17 protein-coding genes and 1 other RNA gene are annotated in these 26,102 nt (G+C 36.6%); 16 read left to right on the plus strand and 2 right to left on the minus strand.

Going from position 1 to position 26,102, the window contains the following annotated elements; genetic code table 11:
* The first annotated feature begins 427 nt into the window (after window positions 1-427).
* Window positions 428-2,089: a dihydroxyacetone kinase subunit DhaK gene (locus H3R28_RS04130; protein ID WP_198209699.1), complete on the plus strand. Its 1,662-nt coding sequence runs from the start codon at window positions 428-430 to the stop codon at window positions 2,087-2,089.
* A gap of 79 nt (window positions 2,090-2,168) precedes the next feature.
* Here H3R28_RS04130 and H3R28_RS04135 read toward each other — a convergent pair whose 3' ends face one another.
* Complete coding sequence (locus H3R28_RS04135; RefSeq protein WP_155567880.1) at window positions 2,169-3,518, minus strand: discoidin domain-containing protein; 1,350 nt, start codon at window positions 3,516-3,518, stop codon at window positions 2,169-2,171.
* Between the two features lie 179 nt (window positions 3,519-3,697).
* On the opposite strand from H3R28_RS04135, the gene ggt reads away from it, so the two are divergent.
* From ggt to folB, 7 genes are all read left to right on the plus strand, one after another.
* Window positions 3,698-5,533, plus strand: a complete 1,836-nt coding sequence (gene ggt / locus H3R28_RS04140; protein WP_198209701.1) for a gamma-glutamyltransferase — start codon at window positions 3,698-3,700, stop codon at window positions 5,531-5,533.
* 88 nt (window positions 5,534-5,621) lie between these two features.
* An RNA gene (ffs, locus tag H3R28_RS04145) (signal recognition particle sRNA small type) lies at window positions 5,622-5,716 on the plus strand.
* A gap of 95 nt (window positions 5,717-5,811) precedes the next feature.
* The gene (locus tag H3R28_RS04150) at window positions 5,812-7,803 is read left to right on the plus strand and encodes a DNA polymerase III subunit gamma/tau (protein WP_198209703.1); all 1,992 of its coding nucleotides are present in this window, start codon (window positions 5,812-5,814) and stop codon (window positions 7,801-7,803) included.
* Between the two features lie 30 nt (window positions 7,804-7,833).
* On the plus strand, window positions 7,834-8,157 hold the full coding sequence (locus H3R28_RS04155) for a YbaB/EbfC family nucleoid-associated protein (RefSeq protein ID WP_110438740.1): 324 nt from the start codon (window positions 7,834-7,836) through the stop codon (window positions 8,155-8,157).
* A gap of 80 nt (window positions 8,158-8,237) precedes the next feature.
* Window positions 8,238-8,831: a recombination mediator RecR gene (gene recR, locus H3R28_RS04160; protein ID WP_198209704.1), complete on the plus strand. Its 594-nt coding sequence runs from the start codon at window positions 8,238-8,240 to the stop codon at window positions 8,829-8,831.
* 84 nt (window positions 8,832-8,915) lie between these two features.
* The gene (locus H3R28_RS04165; RefSeq protein WP_198209705.1) at window positions 8,916-9,722 is read left to right on the plus strand and encodes an SDR family oxidoreductase; all 807 of its coding nucleotides are present in this window, start codon (window positions 8,916-8,918) and stop codon (window positions 9,720-9,722) included.
* 14 nt (window positions 9,723-9,736) lie between these two features.
* A complete protein-coding gene (folB, locus tag H3R28_RS04170) occupies window positions 9,737-10,132 on the plus strand; it encodes a dihydroneopterin aldolase (protein WP_198209706.1) in 396 nt (131 codons plus the stop codon).
* A gap of 174 nt (window positions 10,133-10,306) precedes the next feature.
* Here the strand turns inward: folB and H3R28_RS04175 are convergent, their stop codons facing one another.
* A complete protein-coding gene (locus H3R28_RS04175) occupies window positions 10,307-10,630 on the minus strand; it encodes a TIGR02300 family protein (RefSeq protein ID WP_110438744.1) in 324 nt (107 codons plus the stop codon).
* A gap of 155 nt (window positions 10,631-10,785) precedes the next feature.
* Between H3R28_RS04175 and aroA the strand changes: the two genes are divergently transcribed.
* From aroA to H3R28_RS04215, 8 genes are all read left to right on the plus strand, one after another.
* Window positions 10,786-12,129, plus strand: coding sequence for a 3-phosphoshikimate 1-carboxyvinyltransferase (gene aroA / locus H3R28_RS04180; protein WP_198209708.1), 1,344 nt, complete (start codon window positions 10,786-10,788; stop codon window positions 12,127-12,129).
* A 42-nt stretch (window positions 12,130-12,171) separates the two neighbouring features.
* A complete protein-coding gene (gene cmk / locus H3R28_RS04185; protein ID WP_198209710.1) occupies window positions 12,172-12,816 on the plus strand; it encodes a (d)CMP kinase in 645 nt (214 codons plus the stop codon).
* Between the two features lie 244 nt (window positions 12,817-13,060).
* Complete coding sequence (rpsA, locus tag H3R28_RS04190; protein WP_110438746.1) at window positions 13,061-14,788, plus strand: 30S ribosomal protein S1; 1,728 nt, start codon at window positions 13,061-13,063, stop codon at window positions 14,786-14,788.
* Between the two features lie 239 nt (window positions 14,789-15,027).
* Window positions 15,028-18,381 carry a glycosyltransferase gene (locus H3R28_RS04195; protein WP_198209712.1) on the plus strand — a complete coding sequence of 1,118 codons (3,354 nt, stop codon included), beginning with the start codon at window positions 15,028-15,030 and terminating at the stop codon, window positions 18,379-18,381.
* 95 nt (window positions 18,382-18,476) lie between these two features.
* Window positions 18,477-23,549, plus strand: a complete 5,073-nt coding sequence (locus H3R28_RS09050; protein WP_198209714.1) for a glycosyltransferase — start codon at window positions 18,477-18,479, stop codon at window positions 23,547-23,549.
* 9 nt (window positions 23,550-23,558) lie between these two features.
* The gene (locus tag H3R28_RS04205) at window positions 23,559-24,563 is read left to right on the plus strand and encodes a glycosyltransferase (RefSeq protein ID WP_198209716.1); all 1,005 of its coding nucleotides are present in this window, start codon (window positions 23,559-23,561) and stop codon (window positions 24,561-24,563) included.
* A gap of 58 nt (window positions 24,564-24,621) precedes the next feature.
* Window positions 24,622-25,308 (plus strand): DUF805 domain-containing protein, encoded by a 687-nt coding sequence (locus H3R28_RS04210; RefSeq protein WP_198209718.1) that lies wholly within the window; start codon window positions 24,622-24,624, stop codon window positions 25,306-25,308.
* Window positions 25,309-25,632: 324 nt separating this feature from the next.
* Window positions 25,633-26,091, plus strand: coding sequence for a DUF805 domain-containing protein (locus H3R28_RS04215; protein WP_198209720.1), 459 nt, complete (start codon window positions 25,633-25,635; stop codon window positions 26,089-26,091).
* Window positions 26,092-26,102: the final 11 nt, after the last annotated feature.

The raw sequence follows: 26,102 nt of genomic DNA on the forward strand, positions 1-26,102 counted from the left end.
AAATTCATCAAAACAATATAGATGAGAATTTCAAAAACGTTGTAATATTGAGTTATTTAGAATTTTTAAACAGAGTTGAAACTTAATTTCAATCAAGTTTTTTATTTTTGGAAACTCCAAATAATTATTTATTTATAAATTATTATAAATTAAAGTATTTACCATAGGATAAGAATGCTTTGGTCTTGTATTTAAACAATATATCAAGACCAAAAGTTTTAATTAGTGTTTTAAAAACGTTCATTAAACTGGCATTATTATAAAATTGACTATCGAGCATTATAAATGATGTTAATTTGTTTAGTTCAATTAAAATTATAAATAATAAAACAAACGGTTGTCTTATTAAGTCTTTATTTAATTATTATATATAGATATTATAAGTCAATTTATAGTGATTTGAACTTTCAAAAATGAAAGATATAAAATGTCCAATTTCTTTTTTAATGATCGTGCTTCATTAGTGAATGATGCTATTGAAGGTACATTAGTCACAGCTCCCTATAATAATCTTGTGAAACTTGATACTGACCCTTCTATGCGAATTGTGGTTCGTAAAGACTGGGATAAGAAAAAAGTTGCCGTTATTTCGGGGGGGGGATCTGGACATGAGCCTACTCATTTGGGATTTGTCGGTAAAGGGATGTTGACAGCCGCTGTATGTGGCGATTTGTTTGCCTCTCCTTCAGTTGATGCCGTATTGACCGCCATTACAACAGTAACAGGTGAAGCTGGCTGTTTATTGGTAATCAAAAATTATACAGGAGATCGTCTAAATTTTGGACTTGCGGCTGAAAAGGCAAAACAGTTAGGCTACAAGGTAGAAGTTGTTATGGTTAAGGATGATATTTCTTTACCTGACAATAAACAGCCACGTGGTATTGCTGGCACTATTTTTGTCCATAAAATGGCCGGTTATGCTGCCGAGACCGGGTATTCTCTTGAGGAAGTTAAAAAATTTGTTGATTATGCAAATAGGCAGATTTTTAGCCTGGGAGTTGCCATGACTGGGTGTGATTTACCCCAGTCCCAAAGTGATGATAAACGAATTCCGGAAGGGTCTATTGAACTGGGTCTTGGTATTCATGGTGAACCAGGCGCCACGACAATTAATACTCAAAATAGTCGTGAAATCATGGATATCATGACAGCAAAAATCAAGGCTTGTATAAATGATTCGGATCGTCTTGCCGTCATGTTGAATAATCTGGGCGGTGTTTCGGTTACAGAAATGGCCATTTTGGCTAAAGAACTTTCATATTCTGCACTTGCTTCAAATATTGACTGGATTGTAGGACCAGACTGGTTTACGACAGCGCTTGACATGAAGGGTTTTTCATTATCAGCCATGGTTTTGGATGACAAGATCGTCAGCGCTTTGACAGCACCTGTTGAAATTACAGGATCTTTTAAGGCTGTTCAACCTACTAAAATTGTACATATGCCTGTTAATCCTGTTGAAACTAAAGTGCAATTCACACCTTCTGATAATCCAGTTGTGGCACATATTATCGCCGTTGTTACAAAGACATTAATTGATCTTGAAGGAAAATTGAATGATCTGGATGCCAAGGTTGGGGATGGAGATACAGGTTCAACATTTGCTGCAGGGGCAAGAGGTATTGCCGAATTGTTAAATACCAATCAATTACCCTTAACCGATCTAACAAAACTCTGTCTAGTCATTGGTGAAAGACTGGCTGTTGTTATGGGGGGCTCCAGTGGTGTTTTAATGTCGATTTTCTTTACTGCAACAGGTCAAAAAATTGCTGAAGGTTCATCATTTGTTGAAGGTCTTGTATTTGGCTTAAAACAGATGAAACATTATGGTGGGGCTGATCTTGGGGATCGTACGATGATTGATGCATTACAACCTGCTTTGGAAATATTGCTTAAAGATCAGAACGATTTAAAAGGTGCCGTTCAAGCGGCTGAAAAAGGCGTTGAAAATACGGCAAAAGCAACGAAAGCAAATGCAGGACGTTCATCCTATTTGAACAGTGGTAGTTTGGCGGGAAATCCTGATCCGGGTGCTGTAGCTGTCGCAGATGTTTTTGCAGCCTTGTCAAAACAATGTCCAAATAAATAAATTATAAATTATTCTTGAAAAGCTGGCTATGTTATGATAACAAGCTAGCTTTAATTTTTTGATAATGAGAAATTAAATTTTATTGGTCATATACTTCTACTTGATTTAAATGTAATACATTTTCATCATAAAGACTTATTTTAACATACTGGGCGTTAATATTATTCACTCTTATAATTAATGGGTTGCCATCGGCTCCACCAAAAATAATTCCGTCAGGATAATCAGCGACAATTATCCAGTTTTCGTTATCATCAGATACTTCAACTTTTATTTTTGAGGCACGATCTTCAAAGTTTAGACGATTATAAATGATTATGTGTTTAATGTTGATTGTGCGGGGTAATTCCAGTTTCCACCAAGGGTTATATTCTGTTGCAGTATGAAAATTGTAATCTGGACCAATACGTCCATTAACTGCGCCCGCAGCATCTTTGTATATGTCATTGAATTTTGAAAATGCACAAACGGATGATTGTGAAGCTTTACCGCCAAGCGCCCAGTTCACAGCCTCAGGTTTTTTTATCCACCTTTCCTGAAGTGCAATTTCATTGAATTGTTGATAAAAACCTACATTTCCTGTTTTTTTTATTGTATCATGAATATATTGGTAAAAGTCATTGGGCTTAAGATTCTTTAGACCTCTTCTTAATGAAGAACGTGGATTGAAAATAGGATTGATACCATCATGTGTAATGCAACGTTCCACAAAATCTTTGCCTTTGACAGGATGGCATATCGTGCCATGAATGTTAACATATGGATCAAGATAGTAATAACCACTACAAAAATCATATGGTTGTAATTTGCAGAAGTTGCGCAATTCTTCCACAATAGGGTTTTCCATTTCAAAAACGGCTGATGGAATAAATCCCTCACAGTATGGCCATATGATGGAATTATCATTATTGTATAGGTGTGAAATCTCCTGTTTTTTCATAAGAAGATGGTCAATTGCCCGGGCGGATAGTGCCAATACCGGTAAAAAACAATATTTAGAATTTTTAAAATAGGGTGTTATCGTATCTTTGAAAACCCAATGATCCGGTATGCTTAAAATGTTGTGGGCAATTAAATCTGTCTGTTTTTTTTCAAGGGATGTTATTAAGGGGTCTAGATTAATATTTATTAAGACATCATTTTCAATCATTATATAATGATTATAGTTAGGCAAGGCTTTGCGTAAGGCATATAAAGGATAATCAGCGTTATACCATAAAGTTTTTTGACCGGGAATATTCGGGATATTGAATTCAGAAAAATCAGAGGTATGACCTATTTTAGGAAAATCACCTACATCCAAGATTTCCCTGCTTTCATCAGCAAGAATAACAAAATCAGCTTTGCTAAAAGAACCTTTAAGGCGTCTTGCCATATATTCGATATCATCATTCCAAATATGAGTTCTAAATGCAATAATAACACTCATTGAAAAAACCTTAAAATAAAATATTGAAAGTTAATATATATTTTGTAAGTGTTATTTTGTCTATTTTTATATTAAAAATAAAATTGTGTTATGTTTGTTTATGCAAGATATAAAAAATATTTCTTTAATAGATTTTTTCAGAAATATTTTAATTAAATAATACACGTTCAGGAAGTGATATGAAAAGCGTACTCAAAGAAATAAGACAAAAAAAATATAAATATTCATTAGGTATATTACTCCTTTCAAGTGGTTGTTTTTCTGGGGCAGTTTATGCGCAGGTTGGTAATGGGGTTGATGCCTTAGCATTTGGTGAGGTTGCTCAAGAAACCATGTCTTCAGAACCTGTTGTGGCGTCAAAAGGAATGGTTGTTTCGGCAAGTAATCTTGCTGCAAAAATTGGATCTGAGGTTTTAAAAAATGGCGGAAATGCAGCTGATGCAGCTGTGGCAGTTGCCTATGCAATGGCGGTCACCTATCCTGCCGCTGGAAATTTAGGGGGCGGGGGGTTCCTCACGCTTCGTTTACCAAATGGACAGGCTTATTTTATAGATTTTCGAGAGAAGGCGCCAAAAGCAGCAACTTCCAAAATGTTTGTTGACAGTAATGGAAAGAAAATTCTTAATGCTTCTATATTGGGATGGAAAGCTGTTGCTATTCCGGGAACGGTGGCAGGTATGGAAATGTTGCGTAAACGATGGGGAAGCAAGTCTCGTGCGGAATTAATGGCTCCAGCTATTAAACTTGCGCAAAATGGATATATCCTGACGCAGGAAGATATCGATCTGATGGCGACTTCTCTGTCTGATTTTGCCAAAGATCGCAATGCAGCTAAAATTTTTCTTAAATCAGACGGAAATCCATGGAAAAAAGGGGATATCTTTCGTCAGAAAGATTTGGCAGATACCTTGCAAACTATTTCAAAGCATGGGGAAGATGTTTTTTATCATGGTTCAATTGCAAAAAAAATAGTTGATGCCAGTAAAAAGTATGGTGGAATATTGTCCTTGAAAGATTTTGAAAATTATCATCCACGAATGATGCTGCCATTAACCTGTTCTTATCGAGGTTATCATATTGATACAGCCCCGCCTCCAAGTGGTGGGGGAATAGCTTTGTGCGAAATGTTAAATATTTTATCCGGTTATGATTTACATAAAATGGGTCTTCAGACAGTTCCTGCGGTGGAAAGACAGGTTGAAGCAATGCGTCGGGCCTATTCAGATCGGAGAGATTTGGGGGATCCAGAATTTGTTGATAATCCTGTAAAACACCTGAATGATCCCGATTATGCAGAAAAAATACGCAAAAGCTTGACCTTTAAAAAAGCGGTTAATTCCTCCGATTTGGTTCCAGGAAAGGTTACCGAGGCAACATCGTTGAATAAGAAGGAAAGAAAAGCATTATTATCACATGAAAGGAATGAAACGACGCATTTTTCTGTGATTGACAAGGATGGCATGGCGGTTTCATTAACCTATACGCTTAATGGCTGGTATGGAGCGAGGGTTGTTGCTGGCAATACCGGTATAATTATGAATGACGAAATGGATGATTTTACCACGGTGCCAGGTGAAGCAAATATGTATGGAATAATTGGGGGTAAGGCTAATGAAATTGCCCCGGGGAAAACGCCCTTATCTTCAATGACACCAACAATAGTTTCCAAAGACAATAAGGTCTTTATGGTTATAGGCAGCCCTGGGGGGTCAAGAATTCCCACTATTATTCTTTCTGTAATAACAGGTGTCATTGATTACAAGATGAATATTCAGCAGGCGATTAATCTCCCCCGTATACATGAACAATGGCAGCCTCAGGGAATTCAGCTTGAACATAATGCGTTAAGCGGTCAAGTTCGTAAAATTTTAAAAAGAAAAAACTATCCCTTGGATCTTTACTCTACTTGGGGAATTGCCGAAGGGATTCTTGTTGAACAGGATAAAAACGGTAAGACTGTTTATTATGGCGGGGTGGATTATCGTCATGCTGGCGGGGGAGCTATAGGATATTAATTTTTGATTATTCATATGAAAAATAATTTTTTTGAAAAATCAAAAAAAACACTTGCCAATTTTTTTTAATTTGTAATAGAAAGAAACTGGAAAGCTTGGGTGGACGAACACCTTGTGAACTCGGTCAGGTCCGGAAGGAAGCAGCCATCACGAGTATCGTTTGGGTCATTCAAGCTTTCCCTGGATTTAAGACAAATAAATTAGAATCTCAGGTAATTTAGTGGTATAATCAAAATTCGCAAAAACTGGTTTTATCATATTTTCTGGAATGGTTGTTAATGAAAGATATTCCGGACGAACAATTACCCGCCCCAGATATAGAGTCTGCTGGATTATTTGAATCCTTATCAAGCGATGATTCTGAGACCAAATCCTCATCTGATGAAAAGTCCTATCGTGTCTTGGCACGAAAATATAGACCCCAGGATTTCAAGGATTTGATCGGTCAAGAAACAATGGTACGCACTCTGCGCAATGCTTTTGCAATGGGTAGAGTTGCTCATGCTTTTATGCTTACGGGAGTTAGGGGAGTTGGCAAAACAACAACCGCCCGTATTATCGCGCGTGCATTAAATTGTATAGGGGTTGATGGTCAGGGTGGACCTACGGCAGATCCCTGTGGTGTTTGTCCAAATTGCAAGGCAATTTTGGCAGATCGGCATCCTGATGTATTGGAGATTGATGCAGCTTCTCATACGGGTGTTGATGATGTAAGGGAAATTATAGACGGTTCACGTTTCCGTCCCATTCAGGCCAGGATGAAGGTTTATATCATTGATGAAGTTCATATGTTATCGCGTAATGCGTTTAATGCATTGTTGAAAACACTCGAGGAGCCACCTGACCAGGTTACATTCATTTTTGCGACAACTGAAATTCGCAAGGTTCCCGTAACGGTATTATCACGTTGTCAAAGGTTTGATCTGCGACGTGTCCCGCAGGATCAGCTAAGTCAATTTTTTCAAAAAATTTCAAATCGGGAAAAAGTAAACATATCTGAAGAGGCTATTCATTTGATTGCACGTGCAGCTGATGGATCGGTCCGGGATGGTTTATCCTTGTTAGATCAGGCTATTGCACTTGGCCGTGCCACTATCCCTGATCAGCCAGAAAATGATAAGCGGGATCATGAAATAACGGCTGAAGCTGTTTCAGGCATGTTGGGTTTTGCGGATAAAACCCTAATATTCGATTTACTTGAAGCGGTTATGTCAGGAAAAGCTGATCAGGTTCTAAGCTTGACTGAACAGGCTTATGCAGGTGGCGTTGATCTGGGCGTGTTATTATCCGATCTTCTGGAACTAATTCATCTTCTTTCAAGAATGAAATCATTGCCAAATCTGCGAAATGGTTCTGAACTATCAGAACTTGAACGGAATCGTGGTGGTCATATGGCTTCCAAGCTTTCCATACCCGTATTGGGTCGCGCATGGCAAATGCTGCTTAAAGGGATCAAGGAGGTTGATATGGCTCCCAATCGTAAGGCAGCAGCTGAAATGATTTTGATTCGTTTATGTTTTATAGCCGATTTACCCACTCCTAGTGAAATAATCAATCATTTATCCAATTCCCCGGAACAGAAGTCAGACCAATATTCTCATTATTCCTCATTATCATCTGCAGATATGCAATCATCAAAGCCAACGTCATTGGTATCTGTATCAAAAGAGAGTGGCAATTTTCATGGATATGGTAAAGCTTATGCCTCAAATTCATTGATACAACCAAAATCTGAAGTCCTGTCATTACCTAAACAAAATCCCGAGATCGAAAACCCCAAAATTTTATGGAACAGTTGGCGGGAAATCATATCTTTTGTAAAGCAGCAACAGGCTGCAATTTTGCATGCCCATTTACGTAACGCGGTTCATCTGGTTAAATTTGCACCGCCAATCATTGAAATAAGAATTGAAGATAGGGCTCCCGCAAATCTGCCCCAACAATTATCAAGATTGTTGAATGAACATTCGGGGTTGCGATGGACAATTGTTCTTTCCCAGAAACAGGGTGAACCAACCTTGATGGAACAGGAATCTTTACAGGCTCAGGCCGATTTTGACAAAGTTGCATCTGAACCAATCGTAAAAGAAATTATGCGTATATTTCCTGGGGCTGTTGTTAATAAGGTTATCAATCCACATCTTGATGAATATGGTCTATTTCCAGAACACAATTCATTTTCAGACAGGAATGAGCAAAATATGTCAGATCTTGAAACTGAAAAAAATTTAGCAATGATAGATGATTTTGACGAATTGACATATAATTAATCCTAAAATTAAATTTTGAAAGAGAATTGAATGAAAAATTTTGCCAATCTTATGAAACAAGCTTCTCAAATGCAAAGCAAGATGACCGAGATGCAAGAAAAACTTGCCGCCATTACAATTGAGGGTGTTTCAGGGGCCGGTATGGTAACTGTAACATTGGGTGGAAAAGGTGACATGAAATCTATAAAAATTGACCCGAAATTGGCTGATCCGGCTGAAATGGAAATGTTGCAGGATCTTATTGTTGCAGCTTATAGTGATGCACGTAGGCGACTTGATGAAACAACACAGGAAGAAATGCAGAAAGTTACCGGGGGAATAAATCTTCCTGAAGGTTTAAAATTTCCTTTCTGATTGACCAGAAGTTATCTTGTGAATATTGGTAATAAAGGTAATTTGTTGTTAGTTAATTATCTTGGTAAGAAGAGGGTATAGTGGGTGGTCCGGAAATTGAACGGCTAATTACTTTATTTGGTAAATTACCTGGTTTTGGGCCACGTTCGGCGCGTCGTGCTGTTTTGACATTACTAAAACAGCCACATTCCCGTATGATTCCCTTGGCAAACGCGTTAGAACAGGCAGCCAAGAAGGTGAAAACCTGTTCTTCCTGTGGTAATTTGGATAGCAGTGATCCATGCCAGATCTGTAATGATTTAAATCGTAATCGTGAATTGATTTGTATCGTTGAGACAGTTGGGGATTTATGGGCACTGGAAAAAACCGGAGCGTTCAGGGGCTATTATCAGGTGTTGGGCGGCACCTTATCCCCCTTGGCTGGGGTAGGGCCAGAGGATTTAAATCTAGGGCCTCTTTTAAAACGGTTGAAGCGCAATGAAGTCAAGGAAATTATCCTTGCACTTGGTGCTACGGTTGAGGGTGTAACAACTATGCATTGGCTATATGATCAATTGTTACCCTGGCATGTAAAAATAACCCGTGTTGGTCAAGGCATTCCAATGGGTGGCTCACTGGAAATTCTTGATGAAGGAACCCTGACAGCGGCTTTGACCGCCAGACGTCCAGCTTAGTTGTGCAAATTCGTAATTTTTTACTGCAAAAATCATGTTGTTTATGATAATAAGTTGCATCTTTACAAAATAAAGGAAAGTTCTGTGTCCAATCAAGGGAGATCAACTAATTATTTCCCAGTTTCTGATTCACTCCCTAAAGTTGCTTTTATTACGGGGGCGACCGTAAGGTTAGGGCGTGAAATTGCTTTAACCTTGGCAAGATTTGGATTTGATATTGTTTTACATGCCCGTAAGCGCACTCAAGAAGCTGAAACATTGATAGAGGAAATTCGGCGGCTTGGGAGAAATGTAATTCTACTGACAGCCGATCTTTCCGATGCTGATCAGGTTAAACACTTGTTTGGACTGGCAGTAGATCAATTGGGATCAATAGGTATTCTGATTAATAATGCAAGTGTATTTGAGCGCGATGAATGGGATAGTGTAACCTTGCAATCCTGGCAAGAACATTTAATGCCCAATTTATGGGCTCCTTTTCAGTTAATTCAGGATTTTGCAAAATTATTACCGAAGCAATCTAGTGGATGTGTTATTAATTTGCTTGATCAACGTGTATGGTCTCTAACACCACATTTTGTCAGTTATACAGTTTCCAAATCCGCATTATGGACATTAACACAAACAATGGCCCTAGCATTGGCTCATAAATCAATTCGAGTCAATGCTGTTGGGCCCGGTCCAGCAATGGCCCATAAACGTCAAACCGCCGAACAATTTGCCAATCAATGCAAATCTGTTCCGTTGCAGCGTGGCACGTCTGCACAGGAAGTGGCGCGAGCGGTACTAAGCTTGATATGTTTACCCTCTGTGACGGGACAGATGATCGCTTTGGATGGAGGGCAACATTTACAGTGGTCACCGACATTAATGCCAGATAAAAACGAGTAAAACAGGATTTATTTATGAATTTTTCCCTAGTATGGTCAGGGCACTATGACGTACCCTTACGTCGAATTTTTATTCGTGACTTAATTTTGATGGCACGTATAGGTGTTTATGATTTTGAACAGAAAAAAACTCAGCGTATTCAATTGAATATTTCCATTGGAATTCAGGAAGAAAAAGGCGTTGGTCCAGATATTTTATCCCGGACGGTATCCTATGCGGATATTGTTGACGATGTAAAAGACACTGTTCTTCAGACCCATTTTCATTTGGTCGAAACGTTGGCTGAGACCTTGGCTGACCGTATCTTGAAGGATAAGAGGATTCAGGTTGTTCGCGTCATGATTGAAAAACTGGATATTATTCCGGAGACAGCTGGGGTCGGCGTTGAAATTGAACGATGGAATAGATAAAGTCTGCTATTAATAGCAGAAAATTTGCAAAATACTTTTTTATCTTCAATTGATTAAATACAAATTTATTAAAATTCAAGTTTATTATGATATCAAATGCGATTTAAATGGTAAGACTGGTTAATGTATTTATAATCAGAAAAGAGGAATTCATAATGAATTCCTGTATCATTTTTAAGAATCGTTATCGTCGTCGTTATTTTTAATTGCTTCTATTTCAGAGCCGATAGCATCAACATCGTCCTCAAGATCTGAAGCATCCTCAATTACATCATCGACATCAGCATCTGAATTTTCCAGATCATCAGTATCAATAATGGTATCGATTTCTTTTTCTTCGTCCAGATTGCCGCTTCCTTCAATTTGACGATGACGAGGTAGTTCAATGGGTTGTTCAGTGCCACATTTTGGGCATACAGGTAACATTTTGTTTAAATCATAAAAACGAGTCCCACAAGCACAACATGTTCTTTTAATACCCAATTCTAGCTTGACCATTTATGTATCCTGTTCTCTGATCGAAAAAATAAAACATAAATATGGCGAAATGCCAGTTTATTGTCTTATTGTCAAATGATAAAATACGATTTGTTGATTTAAATCAAAGTTTTTTTTGTTTTTATACTCTATTTGTTAAATTGGAAAATAAAATTATGACAGTTACTCACTCAAAACAACCACTTGTTGTTTCTTTTCTACAACAGCCTTTGAAAGGTAAAGTGAATGTTCCAGGTGACAAATCAATCAGCCATCGTGCTCTAATGTTATCGGCTCTGGCAAATGGAGAAACAAAAATCACGGGATTGCTTGAGGGTGAGGATGTTATGCAAACCGCTCAGGTCATGCGTGCTTTGGGAGCAATTATTCATCAAAAGGCACCCGGTGAATGGCACGTTATAGGCAAGGGGGTTGGATATCTGAATGAGCCTGATGATGTTTTGAATATGGGAAATTCCGGAACGTCGGCGCGGTTGTTAAGTGGGATTTTATCAACACATAATATTTTCAGTGTTATGACAGGTGATGGCAGTTTGAGAAAACGCCCCATGAGAAGAGTTATAGAACCATTGAGCCAGACTGGTGCCCAGTTTAGTACACGCGATGAGGGACGTTTGCCTATGGCGATCAAGGGAGTGGAAAAGGCTAATCCCGTTACATACCGGTTACCTGTTGCGTCTGCACAGGTAAAATCCGCCATTTTGTTGGCGGGTCTAAATGCCAATGGCATGACAATTGTAGAAGAACCGATTGCAACAAGAGATCATACAGAAAATATGTTGAATCATTTTGGGGTAAAGGTTGATATTAGCACCTTAGCTGAAAAAGGTCGCAAAATCTGTTTGCAAGGCCCAACACAACTAGTAGCTAAAGATGTTAATGTTCCAGGTGATCCATCCTCTGCTGCATTTGTAATGGTAGCTGGCTTGATTATTTCCGGATCAGAAATACTGATAGAGAATGTCGGACTTAATCCTTTGAGAACCGGGATAATTGAAGCGTTGAAAATGATGGGAGCCAATTTGCAGATATCTAATAAGCGTCAGGAATGTGGTGAAATAACGGGTGATATTATTGTTAAAAACACGACATTAAAGGGTGTTGATCTTCCGGCTTCAATTGTCCCATCCATGATAGATGAATTTCCAATTCTATCGGTTGCTGCTGCGTATGCCAAAGGCGAGAGCCGTTTTAGAGGATTGGCAGAATTACGGGTTAAGGAAAGTGATCGGTTTAATAGCATCATAAACATGTTGCGGAAAAATGGTGTTTCTGTTGAATCTCATGGAGATGATATGATTATTGAGGGTACCTTTGGTAATATTCCAGGGGGAGGCGAAGTTGAAACCCATATGGATCATCGATTGGCAATGAGCGCTTCAATCTTGGGATTAGTTGCAAAAAAAACGATAACTATCGATGATATTCGTTTTATACGCACCAGTTTTCCTGGATATTTTGAATTGATGAATTCACTGGGGTGTGGATTTCAAATATAAAATATAATTATAACTTAATATAAAGGCTAATGAATATTCATTATGGATAAAAATATAATTATAGCAATCGATGGACCTTCAGGTGTGGGAAAGGGAACATTGGCCAAGTCAGTAGCTGATTATTTTCATTTACCTTATCTTGATACGGGATTGCTTTATCGGGCAGTTGGTAGAAAAATGCTGGATGCAGGTGAAAAACCAGATTCCAAATCTGTCCTGACTTTTGCTGAAAATCTTCGAGAAAAAGATTGGTTAAGAAATGATCTGCGTATGCCTGAAGTGGATAAAGCGGCCAGCCAGGTTGCTGCCAATCCAAAAATCAGAGCTGCTTTATTAAATGTTCAACGCAATTTCGCCATGTTAAGAGGCGGGGTTATGGATGGTCGGGATATTGGAACGGTTATTTTTCCTTCCGCTGATTTTAAATTTTATCTTACGGCTTCACCAAGGATACGGGCAGAAAGACGCTGGTTGCAATTTGCTAATTTTTCAAAAGCCGAAAATAAAGAACAGCAGATTAACAAAATAGAGATGGATTTGAAAACCAGGGATGAAATGGATTCGTCTCGAGAAGTAGCTCCGTTAAAACCTGCAGAGGATGCTATTGTAATTGATACAGATCATTTGACAGCTCTGGAGGTTCTAGAAAAAGTGGTTAATAAAGTAAAAAGACATAATAATTGTTAAAAAGATAAGAAATTTAAATTTATCTTTAATAAATTATTGAAAAAAAAGTAACTTCCTTATATGCTCCCCTCTATTCTTAAAGAATAGAATAAAATATTTTTTCGTTGAAATTGTTTCATGAATTCAATCGTGAAAAAGTCGTATTTTTATAAATAGATTCATTCTATTTTGGAAACGCGCAAATTAAAGTCTGTATATAAAAGGCAATATTTGTCTTTAAATGTGACTGGGATTACAGAAACTCATGGCTGCAGCCACCACACAAACCCCTAATGATCATTTTGGTGGGGAAGATTTTGCTACGCTTTTAGATGAAACCCTTGGACAAGATATTGGGTTCGAAGGCTCCGTTGTTGTAGGTAAAATTGTTCGTTTAACGGATGATTATGCGATCGTTGATGTCGGTTTAAAAAGTGAAGGACGTGTTCCTTTAAAAGAATTCGCGCCTGCGGGTGTAAAGGCAGAAGTTAAACCAGGCGATATGGTTGAACTTTATGTGGAACGTTATGAGGATCGTGACGGTTCAATCCTGCTTTCACGTGAAAAGGCACGTCGTGAAGAGGCATGGTCTGCTCTTGAAAAAGCTTTTGAAAATAATCAACGCATAAACGGAACCATTTTCGGCCGTGTCAAAGGTGGATTTACTGTTGATTTAGGTGGGGCAATGGCTTTCTTACCTGGATCACAAGTTGATATTCGCCCTATCCGTGACATCAACCCCATGATTGGTGTAGCACAGCCTTTCCAAATTTTGAAAATGGATCGTGCCCGTGGGAATATTGTTGTTTCTCGTCGTGCGGTATTGGAGGAAACACGTGCTGAACAACGCAGCGAGTTGATACAAGGATTAAAAGAGGGCATGATTCTGGATGGTGTTGTAAAGAACATCACGGATTATGGCGCCTTTGTTGACTTGGGTGGTGTTGACGGATTATTGCATGTCACGGATATAGCCTGGAAACGTGTCAATCATCCAGCTGAAGCCTTACAGATTGGTCAGCCGGTACGTGTTCAGGTTATTCGTTTCAATCCTGAAACTCATCGTATTTCATTGGGTATGAAACAGCTTGAAGCTGATCCATGGGAAAATGTCACAACAAAATATCCTGTTGGCTCACGATTTACTGGTCGCGTTACAAACATCACGGATTATGGTGCTTTTGTTGAATTGGAACCTGGAGTCGAGGGGCTTGTTCATATTTCCGAAATGTCTTGGACAAAGAAAAATGTTCATCCTGGCAAAATTGTATCAACATCTCAGGAAGTTGATATTGTTGTATTGGATGTTGACAGTTCAAAACGTCGTATTTCATTAGGTCTGAAACAGGTTCAACCAAATCCTTGGCAACAGTTTGCTGATACACATCAGGTTGGTTCTGAAATTGAAGGTGAAATCCGCAATATCACCGAATTCGGTCTGTTTATCGGTCTATCAGCCGATATTGATGGTATGGTTCATATGTCTGATCTTTCGTGGGATGAACCTGGTGAAGTTGCTATTACTCACTTTAAAAAAGGTGACGTTGTTAAAGCAAAAGTACTTGATGTGGATGTTGAAAAAGAACGTATTTCATTGGGTATCAAACAGTTAAGTGAAGATTCTGTTGCAGATGCACTTGCAAAAGTCAACAAGGGCAGTATTGTTACATGTACCATTACTGGTATTCAACAAAATGGTATTGATGTAAGTGTTAATGACATTTTAAGTGGATTCATACGACGTACCGAACTTTCTCGTGACAAGGCGGAACAACGTCCGGAACGTTTTAATGTCGGTGACCGTGTAGATGCTAAGGTTGTTTCAATTGATAAAAATGCACGTCGTTTAACCTTAACGATTAAAGGACGTGAAGTTGAAGAGGATAAACAGGCTATTTCTGATTATGGGTCTTCAGATAGTGGCGCTTCCTTGGGAGACATTCTTGGAGCAGCTTTCCGACGACGGAACGAAAACGAGCCGGATGTAGAATAGGATTTTTATATTTTTAACTTTTAAAAAACAGGCTTTGTAAAAAGTCTGTTTTTTTTATTGATACAATTTATTCTTTTAATGAAAACTGTTAAAAGATAATTTTTATAATTTTAAAATATAATTCAAATTGGTTGTGATTACGCAATCTTTTGTAGTATATCGTATATAAATTATATTTTTACTAAAATCATAGATTTTGTTACTTTTTCTAATTAATTAAGAATTATTAAGTATTTATCATGGCAGTCATTTACAATACAAATTATACGCATAACTCTAATTCTTACTTAACTCTTGCTGTTTTTTGGGCAGCAAAAAAACTATGGGGGGAAGATAATGTTGTTGTAGTTGATAATATGGATATCTTGTCAGTTGCAGCAAGTGGAGAACATGAAGTTATTATTTGTATTGATGGACAGCGAACTGATTATGAATTGATGAAAAGGCTTAGACCGTGTTTTAAAACCATGATTTTCTGGGCTTTTGAAGATCCCTTCATGTTGGATTTCAATGTTCAGGTAACGACTATTTTTGATTATGTGTTTACAAACGACCCTATTTGCGTGAAGGCCTATCAAACAGAAGCATTTTATTTACCTTTGGCTGCAAGTGATCAAATTCATTATCGTAAAGTGAAAGAAACTGATGCGCTGGATTATGATATATGTTTTGCGGGGACAATGTGGCCAAACCGTGTTGATATTTTGCGTCGTGTTATAATTGCCTTTCCCCAGGCACGGTATAAATTGATTTGTCCTGGAAATGAATATTTGTCACCTTTGCCAGCTGATTTGAGTGAAAGGGTTATACATAGACCTGTAAGTATTGAAGCGTTTACTGATTTTGCCAATGCAAGTAAAGTTACCTTAACAATGTTTCGCAATTATGCCAGTCATGGAGATATAGGGCAGGCAACTGCACCTGGCCCACGTCTATATGAATTGGGTTTGGCTGGTACAGCACAGATTGTGGAATTGCCAGCAGGTATGGATGAGAAATATTTAAAAGAAATTAATGGAGTTGCTATTGCTCATAATACTGAAGAAATTATTAAACAGATCGCAGAGGTGATTGAAAAAAAGAATATCAGAAAGAAAATGGCGATTTCCTCTCAGCAATCTGTAATGAAATCACATTTGTATCAAAATCGTCTGAAAGTTATTGAAGATGTGACTCAGGCGGATTTTTCTCTAAAGAAAAAAGAGAAAAAAATTATTGTTGAATCTCAGTTTAAAAAAAAATTGAAGGTCTTATTTGTCACGCATTCCACTATTCGTGAACAAGTATGGGGTGGCATTGAAGTATATCAGCAGATTATTTCTTTTGGACTAGTAAAAGATGTGGAATTTTATTATTGGCTTCGTCGAAGAGGTGCATGTACGCTAACAGATTCCAATGGTCAAGAATTGGAACGGTTTGACATGCCAGATGTGGGCTGGTTGGATTCCATGAATGATGCCGGGGAAGAAACTGCCTTTTCGAATATAATTAATCAATATGGATTTGATGTGGTCCACATTCAGCATTTAGGCCATCACACTCTTTCCTTACCGATTATAGCCAAGGCTTGCGGTGTTGGAACGGTTTTTTCTTTTCATGATTTTCTTGCGGTTTGTTCTCATTATAATCTTTTGAATTACGAACAACGTTACTGTCGTATTGAAGAAAATAAAGATGTTGGAACTTGTGATGTTTGCCTTAAAATTTCTGAAAAGCTGGATTTTGGTGTGCAACAGACACGGCGTGCATTTGTTGGAAAAGTCATGAAATCCATTGATGCGTTTTTATATGGAACACAACATTCGTTTGATGTGGCAAAATATATTTATCCTGTTGTGGAAAGTAAAAAAAATTATATTCTTGGGATCCCTTCGCCAGACACAACAATACCTTTGATAAAAAAAGAGTTCAAACCCCTGGAAGGCAGAAAACTGAAAGTTGCGACTGTTGGTAATTTTATCCGTTCAAAGGGTGCAGATACGATTTTATCCATATTACAGACTGCCAATCCAAATTTGTATGAATTTCATATTTTTGGATATATGCAGCCTGACTATGAATCTGTCCTAAAAGATTTGAAACTTGATAATATTATATTGCATGGTTCATATGGATTGGGTGAAGTTTCGGCATTGCAGGTAGCAGATGTAGCCCTGATATTGTCAATATGGCCCGAAACATATTGTATATCGCTTTCTGAAGTTTGGCAGAATGGGTTAATTCCCATTGTGACAGATGTTGGTGCGTTAAAAGATCGTGTGCAGGATGGAATTAATGGATTTACGGTCCCCATCGGGGATGTGAATCTGGTTATTGATCGATTGGAACTGATACGTTCGGATGAAATATTGCGTCAGAAGCTTATCAATAACATTTCACCTGATTTATGGGTCAATTCAAAAGATTATGCTGAAAAATTATTGCAAGTTTACGATGAAGTCGTTCCTATAAATATGTTGGGTAACAGCGGGTTGCGATGGGATATAGGGCGGCTTCATTATATTCCACATGCATCTTGGAAAGAGCAGGCACCACCTCGTCATATTTTTGATGCGCCCACAAGTAGCAGTCTTTATATCGAGCTTCCACAGGAAATTGAAGATTGGGCAGTTGTACAGGGAGCACATTTTTATATTGATGATATCTGTTATCATATTCTTAATGTCGATGATGACAGCAAATTTAAAGAGGCAGATGAATTCCATATTCGTGGATGGTTTATTTATCCTGATATGTCCAATGCAGGAAATTTGTATACGGTTTTGATTCATCAGGATAGTGATTTGACAATTTTCTTAAAATGCGATCGAGAAAGTCGGGAGGATGTGGCATCTAATTTTGTTAATGCTCCTGTACGAAATGGATTTTCGTGTAAATCAGCATTGAGAGGAAAATGGTGTGAGGGTCGTTTTAGAATTGGCTTGATTAATGTTGTCAATGGAATAGCGGCATTTCAACTGGCTGGTTACGAAATAAAGGTTAACGCCGGAAAAGTTGTTAAAATCTATAATGAATTTCATGATAATCAGGTTATATTAGATGATTTTCTGCGTATTACTGAAAAAGATGGTATTATGCGTGGAATAAAATTAAGTGATATTTCAGAAAATAGATTGTTTCATAAAAATTTAGGTAAACTAGAATATTATATTCAAAATTTATCTACGGATATTAATCCGGAAAATGAAAAAGCAGGGAATTTGCTTAAAATTTCTGGATGGGCCTTTGATCGCACAACAAGTAAGGCAGGGCAGATATATCTTGCCTTTGTTAATGAATCTTTTAAAAACTGTTTTTTTGTTGCTACATCAAGATTTATTCGTCATGAAACAATTTCAGTTTTTCAAAATGTTCCATTAAACAATGGCTTTTACATACAATTGGATTTACAGAAAGGATATTCTCTAAAATTAGAAGGAAAATTTCAAATTTTTCTGATTAATCTCATTCATAATGAATTTTTGGTTGTTCCAGTGAATATTTCTGTGAATTTTAAAAATAACCAGGTCAGTAATATTATGGATGATATAATAAATGAAGATACAATTGATCAATATACGGATTTTTTGAAAAGAAAATTATTTAGGGAGTGATTTTAATTAATAAAAATAATTTCAAATAAATTTTAACTAGCGATAAGTATAATTATTTAAGTAGCTATTTTAATTAAAATATAAGGTGGTAAATTGTGTATGATAGTGAAGAAAAACAACCCAAATGGATGGTTTTCGACTTGGAATGGTATCGTAATCGGTATAAAAGTTTTTCGTTACTGATACAGGATATATATCAAGGCGATGTTTTTGCTTATCATTCAACTAATGGGTATAAGGTTGGAAATTCGCCCAATCCGTATTTTGATGAAAAATGGTATTTGACAAAATATTATGATGTAAAGGAGCTTATAAAAAAAGGGAAATACACTTCTGGATTTGATCATTACTGTAAAATTGGCTTTAAAGATCATTCACCACATTGGTTATTTTCAGAAACATTTTATAAAAAGCATAATCCAGAAATAAATGACCTGATTGGCGAGGGAAAACCTTATATTAATGGTTATGATCATTATTTACGGGTTGGAGATAGATCCTGTCTTAAAGGAAGTTTTTTTTTCAATCCCTGTTTGTATTTATCCCAAAAAGAGAATTTAGACGAAATCACAGAATATGGTCCATATCAATATGTTTTAACAAATGATACGGATGATTTCGATAAATTCAGACTTTCATGGTTTTTTGATCCAAAATGGTATGGAAATACATATTCAAAGGAAACATTAAAAACCACCAATTATCAATACTTGAATCTTCTCCATCATTATCTATCCAATCCAACACCAACATTATTCTCGCCTTTGGAACAATTTTCCGAACAATTTTATCTTGAAAACTATCAGGATTTATCTCCTTCGATTTTGATGGATGGTCATGGACTTTTTCGAAATGGTTATGAACATTTTATTGTATGTGGATGCAAGGAAAAACGAAAACCATTGAAGGATTTTGATTATAATCAATTTTCTGATGAGATATTTGAAAAAATTGCAAAAGACAATCTATATCTGAATATATTTGAATATTGGGTGGCTCAACAGGATTTGCATCTTTTAAATAAATTCATGGAAATCCAAAAAAAATATTCAAACGATAAAGACAAAATCGAAAATAGTTTTAATATACAAAAATCAGTAAAGAATCAAGAGACCGTTGAATCTGGGGATGTTTCAGACTCCATATCTACGCGAAAAAATGAAAAAGGGTTTTCAGTTATCGAGGATAGCATTTCTAATATTGAAAAGGAAATAGCCTCTTCAGATTATATGCCAATATGGCAGGCTTTTGATGAAAAATGGTATGTTCACAAATATGATCATGTAACTTCAAAAATGAAGGCACTGGAAGTTGATAGTGTTGAAGAATATTATAAAACATTTGGTTGTTTTGAAGGTCATTCCCCCAATCCTTATTTTGATGAGGAATGGTATTTACAGAAATATCCTGATGTAAAACTAATGGTTGATTGCCATCAATTTACTAGTGGTTTTCAACATTATTGCAAGGAGGGATATCATACCCATGATCCGCATTGGTTATTTTCTGAAAAATATTACAAAAAAGTAAATCCACATTTGACAAATGAGAATTTGGAAAGGAATGGATTTGTTAATGGATATGACCATTTTCTGAAAGTGGGAGATATTGAGGGAAATAGTGGCAGTCTTTTTTTTAACAGTAATTTTTTCATTGGAAAATATCAACAGGCCATTAAGGAAGGGTTATCGCCTTATCAACATTATCTAAAATATTTGGATGAAATTGATGGTAAAATACAGGTATCCTGGTATTTTGATCCAGAATGGTATGCGCAGAATTATCCAGAAATAACAAAGGCAATTTCAGAAGGAACATTCAACAATTATATTCATCATTATCTAGTAAACAGTCAAGCTTTCAATTTCAATCCAAATGCCTGGTTTGATGAATCCTTTTATGATCAAAAATATAAAAGCCAGCTTGAGAATGTTCAAGCGTTCAAAAAATATAGAAATGGATATGCTCATTTTATTTACGAGGGAATACAGCTTTTATGGGATCCCTGTGAAGAAATAAATTTACAGCAATATGCTGCGGATAAAGCTGTAAAACAGGATATTCAAAAGGGACTTTATCCAAATGCCTATATTCGATTGCTAGCTAGCGGAACAAATTATGGGGGACGGAATAAGGATTTACCTGTTTCGTCACAATCTGATAGTTTGCCAATTCAAAAAAATATAGAAAATGACAAGGATGCAGTTGATCAAGCATTATGGGCTAAATTTGATGGGGAATGGTATATAAAAACCTATCCTGACCTAAGTGAAAGAATGAAAAATTGTGGTTTGGATGATGTGGAAATTTATTATAATCAGGTAGGTTCAATTTTAGGTCATTCTCCCAATCCCTACTTTGATGAGGAATGGTATTTACAACGATATCCTGAATTAAGAAAAAATATTGATCGTGGAGCGTTTAAATCAGGTTTTGAGCATTATTGTAATCAGGGTTATTTGACACATGATCCTCACTGGCTTTTTTCAACACATTATTATTTAAAAAATAACGCTGATTTTATTCATGAAGTTATTAATGATTGCCAATATATTAATGCCTATGATCATTATTTGAAAAAAGGGGATGGATTACGTCGTACAGGATCCTTGTTATTCGATCCTTCAATCTATCAACAGGCATGTTATGAACGTGAAGATGTAAAGCGCAGTCAAAATCCTTATAGAAATTTTCTTTATTATCTTAGTGATGTTGAAAAAAATACAAATGTCTCTCTTTATTTTGACACATCATGGTATTTAGAAAAATATCCTGATGTAAAACAAAAAATTGCTGATGGTGAATATCTTTGTGCTTTACATCATTATTGTTTGAATGAAACTCCAAAACTATTTAATCCATCTCCATGGTTTGAAGAAGAATTTTACCTAGATCATTATAAGGATATAAATCAAGCCATTGAATCAACAGCAAATTTTAGAAACGGCTATGATCATTTTATACATTATGGTGCGTTAGAACTTCGTTCTCCAAGGACCGATATTAATCTGCGCGAATATTATCTATCAGGGGATATTCGTGATAAGGTTGAAACGGGTATATTCAGGGATGCTTTTGCAGCTTATGTATTTGAACAAAAACTTGATCAGTGGATAAATAAGCAACCTGATGATTCTCATTATCGCTTAACTAATGAAACAAAGGAAAGCAGAACATATTTTAAAAAAAAATCAAGACTTGTTTTACCATCGGTTGTTCATGAAAAGCTTGATTTCTCCTATAATGGTCAGGCGGATATCTGTGTAATTATGTTGATGCACAATAATCTGACGGTAACATTGACCGCGTTGGCATCCCTTCGTTCTAATTTTAATGGAAATATACAATTACTCTTGGGTGATAATCACTCGATAGATGACAGTCAATTTATCCAAGGTTGTTTGATCGGTGCTTCCGTAAACCGTTTTCCCTATAATTTTGGCTTTGGTAAGGCATGCAACATATTGATGGAAGACGTTGATGCCCCGATTGTTATCTTTTTGAATAATGACATTAATTTATTGCCGGGAGCAATTGATGCACTTTGTAAACGGTTGACTTCAGCAGATAATATTGGTGCAGTCGGAGGTAAAATAATTCATCCAGATGGATTGCTTCAAGAGGCAGGCCAGATTATTTGGCGGGATGGAACAACGACAGGGTATTTGAGGGGAAAAGACCCATTGATTCCCGAGGCGAATTTTGTTCGGGATGTTGATTACTGTTCAGCGGCGATGTTGGCTGTAAAATCAAAAGTGCTGAAGGAATTGAATGGATTTTCCCCTATTTATTATCCAGCCTACTTTGAGGATACGGACTTTTGTGTTCGGATGATAAAGGCGGGATATCGTATTGTATATGATCCCAATGCAGTTGTGGAACATATGGAGTATTGTTCAAGCAATCCGATTATTTCAAGTGGTTTGATAAAGCGAAACCATCGATTATTTGCCAGAGAACATGCGGATTTTTTAAGGTTTCAATCTCCCCGACATAGTGATAATATTTTAATTGCGCGACAGAGACGAAATATAAATAAAAGAATTTTATTCATTGAGGATAGGGTTCCTTTAAAACATCTGGGGTCTGGGTATATTCGTTCAAATGACATTATCTTCCAAATGTCTGAATTAGGGTATGAAGTGACGGTTTATCCTATAAATTACTTTTATCCCCATGTTTATCAGATTTATTCAAGCATGCCTGATACGGTTGAGGTGTTGTTCAATCATACAGTTGAACATCTTCGTGATTTCTTTAAGGAAAGAGCGGGATATTATGATTTGGTCTGGATAGGAAGAACCCATAATTTAAATAGAATATTGCCCATGATGGGTGAAGCTAGCCGTTATTTACCCCAGGAAATAATCCTTGATACAGAGGTTGTTGCGACACCCCGGACACGATTGCAGGCAAAGCTATTGGAAAAGGAAATAGACGAAAATTTTCAACAGGCTCTGGAGGAGGAGTTATCCTGTGCAAAACATTGTCAAGAAATTGTAGCCGTTAATGAAATTGATGCAAATTATATTAGACAGGCAGGATTTAACAATGTCGATATCCTCGGACATAGTATCAACATACGCAAATCACAAAAGGAATGGAAAGAGCGCAAAAATATTCTTTTTGTTGGCGCTTTGCATGATGATCAGGCACCTAATTATGACAGTTTGAAATGGTTTATAACTTCTGTGATGCCGATTTTGATTGATAAAATGGGATCGGATCTTACTTTTTCAATTGCAGGCTATGTAAATCCCTCTGTTGATATATCCGCCTTGATTAATTATCCTGATATAGATTTTTTGGGAATGGTGCCAGATTTGTCCAGTTTATATGATGATCATCGTGTCTATATCGCACCAACGAGATTTGCGGGTGGCATTCCCTATAAGTTACATGAAGCTGCATCCTATGGAATTCCTATCGTGGCGTCAAATTTATTGGTGGAACAACTGGGATGGCAAGATGAAAGGGATATTCTTGCAGCCTCCACGGATAATCCGGAATTTTTTGCCTCGCAAATTATTAGGTTGTACCAGACGGAGGAATTATGGAATCAACTGCGTCAAAATGCCCTTGATCGTATTGCTCGCGAATGCAATCGTGAACGGTTTAAGGAGAAGTTGCAGTCAATTTTATCAAAAGTTATTTTACACAGGTGTTAAAAGGTTCATATGGCTATAAAATCAAAAAATAAATTGCAAAAAACTAAAAATGAAAAAGTAATGGTATGCAGTGGTGGACGTTATGAATCGCAGGCCAATGCGCAGATCCGTGAAGCCATTATATCAGGTTGGGAAAGTGTTTTTGGTGAAGGTAATGTAATTTCCACGAATATTGCAGGAGCCGCGGCTGCAATTGAGTATATAAAACCTAAGATTGTTTTTTCAATTGGATCATATTTGCCGGAAAGCACCTATTTTGGAGAAGTATGTCACAGGGCAAAAAAATTCGGTGCGATCACCATTTTTTGGGCGACAGAAGATCCATATGAACAAGATGCCAATTACAGAATTATTGACGATTTCGATGTAATATTTTCCTGTGATCGTTGGGGAACGAATTTTTATAATCATCCACATACCCATTTTTTACCTTTGGCAGCTTGTGAAAAGTTGCATTACCGTCCCATTGACGAAACCATTGAAAAAACGGTTGATGTCATGTTTTGTGGTGTTGCATTTGGTAGCCGCAAGGATGTCATGCGCAGCATAAAACCAGCCCTGACAAATCTAAAAGTAAAAATTATCGGCCCAGGATGGGGTGAATTCGGGATTGGCTTTTCAGATGCCAGGATAGAGAAAGATCAGTTAATTGAGTTATATCAGCGCTCGAAAATTGTTCTTAATTTGGGTCGTAGCCTTCATTTTGAAAATAAACGGTATATGATTATGCCTTCAAACCCTGGACCAAGAACGTTCGAGGCATCTGCTGCAGGTGCTATGCAGCTTTTTCATGAAGATAATTATGCAATTCATGATTTTTATGAACGGGATGAGGTCCCGGTTTTTTCAACACGTTATGATTTTCAACAACAACTTGATAAATATTTGAATGATCCAGATTTATTATTGGAAACGGCTAAAAAAGCACAGGCACGCACTCTGCGGGATCATCTTTATAATAACCGTATTCAGACCGTTATGGAAATTTTGAAAAATGATGGATTTCTAGACTAGATTATATTTTAGAAAAATTATTTGATATCATTGATTTAAGACAGGAAAAAAATTAAATATGCGGGGATATATACTCAATTTTATCATACAGACTAATACAGGGTATATCTCAGGCGATGATGGGCAGCGTTACGAATTTAGTGGCGATGAATGGAAGGAAAATATCGCCCCTCAAAAAGGGACCTGTGTTGATTTTCAAGTCAATCAACTCGGTAGGGCTGTTGCAGTTTTTATATTAATTGATGATAAAAATGTTCATTTTATGAATAAAATTCAATCACGGACCCAATATGAACAAAAACTTGAAAACGAAAAAAACTATACGATCATAGGATGGTTTAATAAATGCATCAGAAATTATGTTAATTTTGAAGGAAGGGCCAGAAGAACAGAATTTTGGTCGTTTCAAATTTGTTACTGGGCCGTTTTTTTTATTGGACTACTCATAATTGGCCTGTTATTTTCTGCTACTGTTGTTCAAACGGATACTTCATTCGATGGAATACTAATGTTTGAGGCCTGTCTATATCTATCAATATTCTTGTGGAGTGTATTTAGCATTGTAATGTTTATTCCCATGATTTCCGTTGCGGTCAGACGTCTTCATGATATTAATTTGTCAGGTTTTTGGTTGTTGCTTCATTTCATACCCGTTGGTTCAATTGCTGTTTGGATCATGTTTTGCATTGATACTAAATATGAGGATAATCAATGGGGGCCTCCAGCAAAATTAAAATATAGATAACTGATTTTCATCCCTTTTCTTTAACAGTTTTACAGAAAAGGGATTTTTGTTATCAGTCTGGATAATATAAAATAAAAAAAATATAAAATAATCTATGTTAATAATTTTAACAGTATTGTTTGTAATTCTATAAAAATATTAATTCTATTATTATGGAATTATTTTTGTTGTTTGTATAATTATTTATTATTACAATATAAATACAAATATTGGGATATTCCGGAATATTGACCAGAATATTCAATAATCAGGTGTTTCTGATAATTCGGTGAATGCAAAAAGTCCACCATTTATCTTTACTGAAAAGGGTGCAAACAGATGAACATGTCAGAGAATAACATTGATGTATCTAACCAATATGATAATGAAGAAAATAATACAATCATTGATTGGTTTAATAGATGTATAAAAAATTATTTGACAATAGAGGGAAGGGCTGGAAGAAAGGAATTCTGGTATTTTCTGTTTATCTTTCTTACCGTTCTAGTTATAAGCACGGTCGTTCTTTTTTATGTTGTGTATAATATAGGATCATCATCCCATCCAGTCTTGTCAATTATTGTATGGGTTATTTATCTTTTTATTTTCTGTTGGCTTTTATTTACGTTCATTCCCCTGATTTCGGTTTCAATCAGGCGTTTGCATGATATTAATCTATCGGGGTGGTGGTTATTGCTATATTTTACCGTCATAGGGTCATTAGCCCTTATTATCATGTTTTGTATTGATAGCAAACCAACGGAAAACAGATGGGGAAAGCCTGCCCATAATATAAATCAATAGTGATTACTTGA

It is taken from the genome of Commensalibacter sp. M0268 (assembly GCF_016101925.1).
GTDB lineage: Bacteria > Pseudomonadota > Alphaproteobacteria > Acetobacterales > Acetobacteraceae > Commensalibacter > Commensalibacter melissae.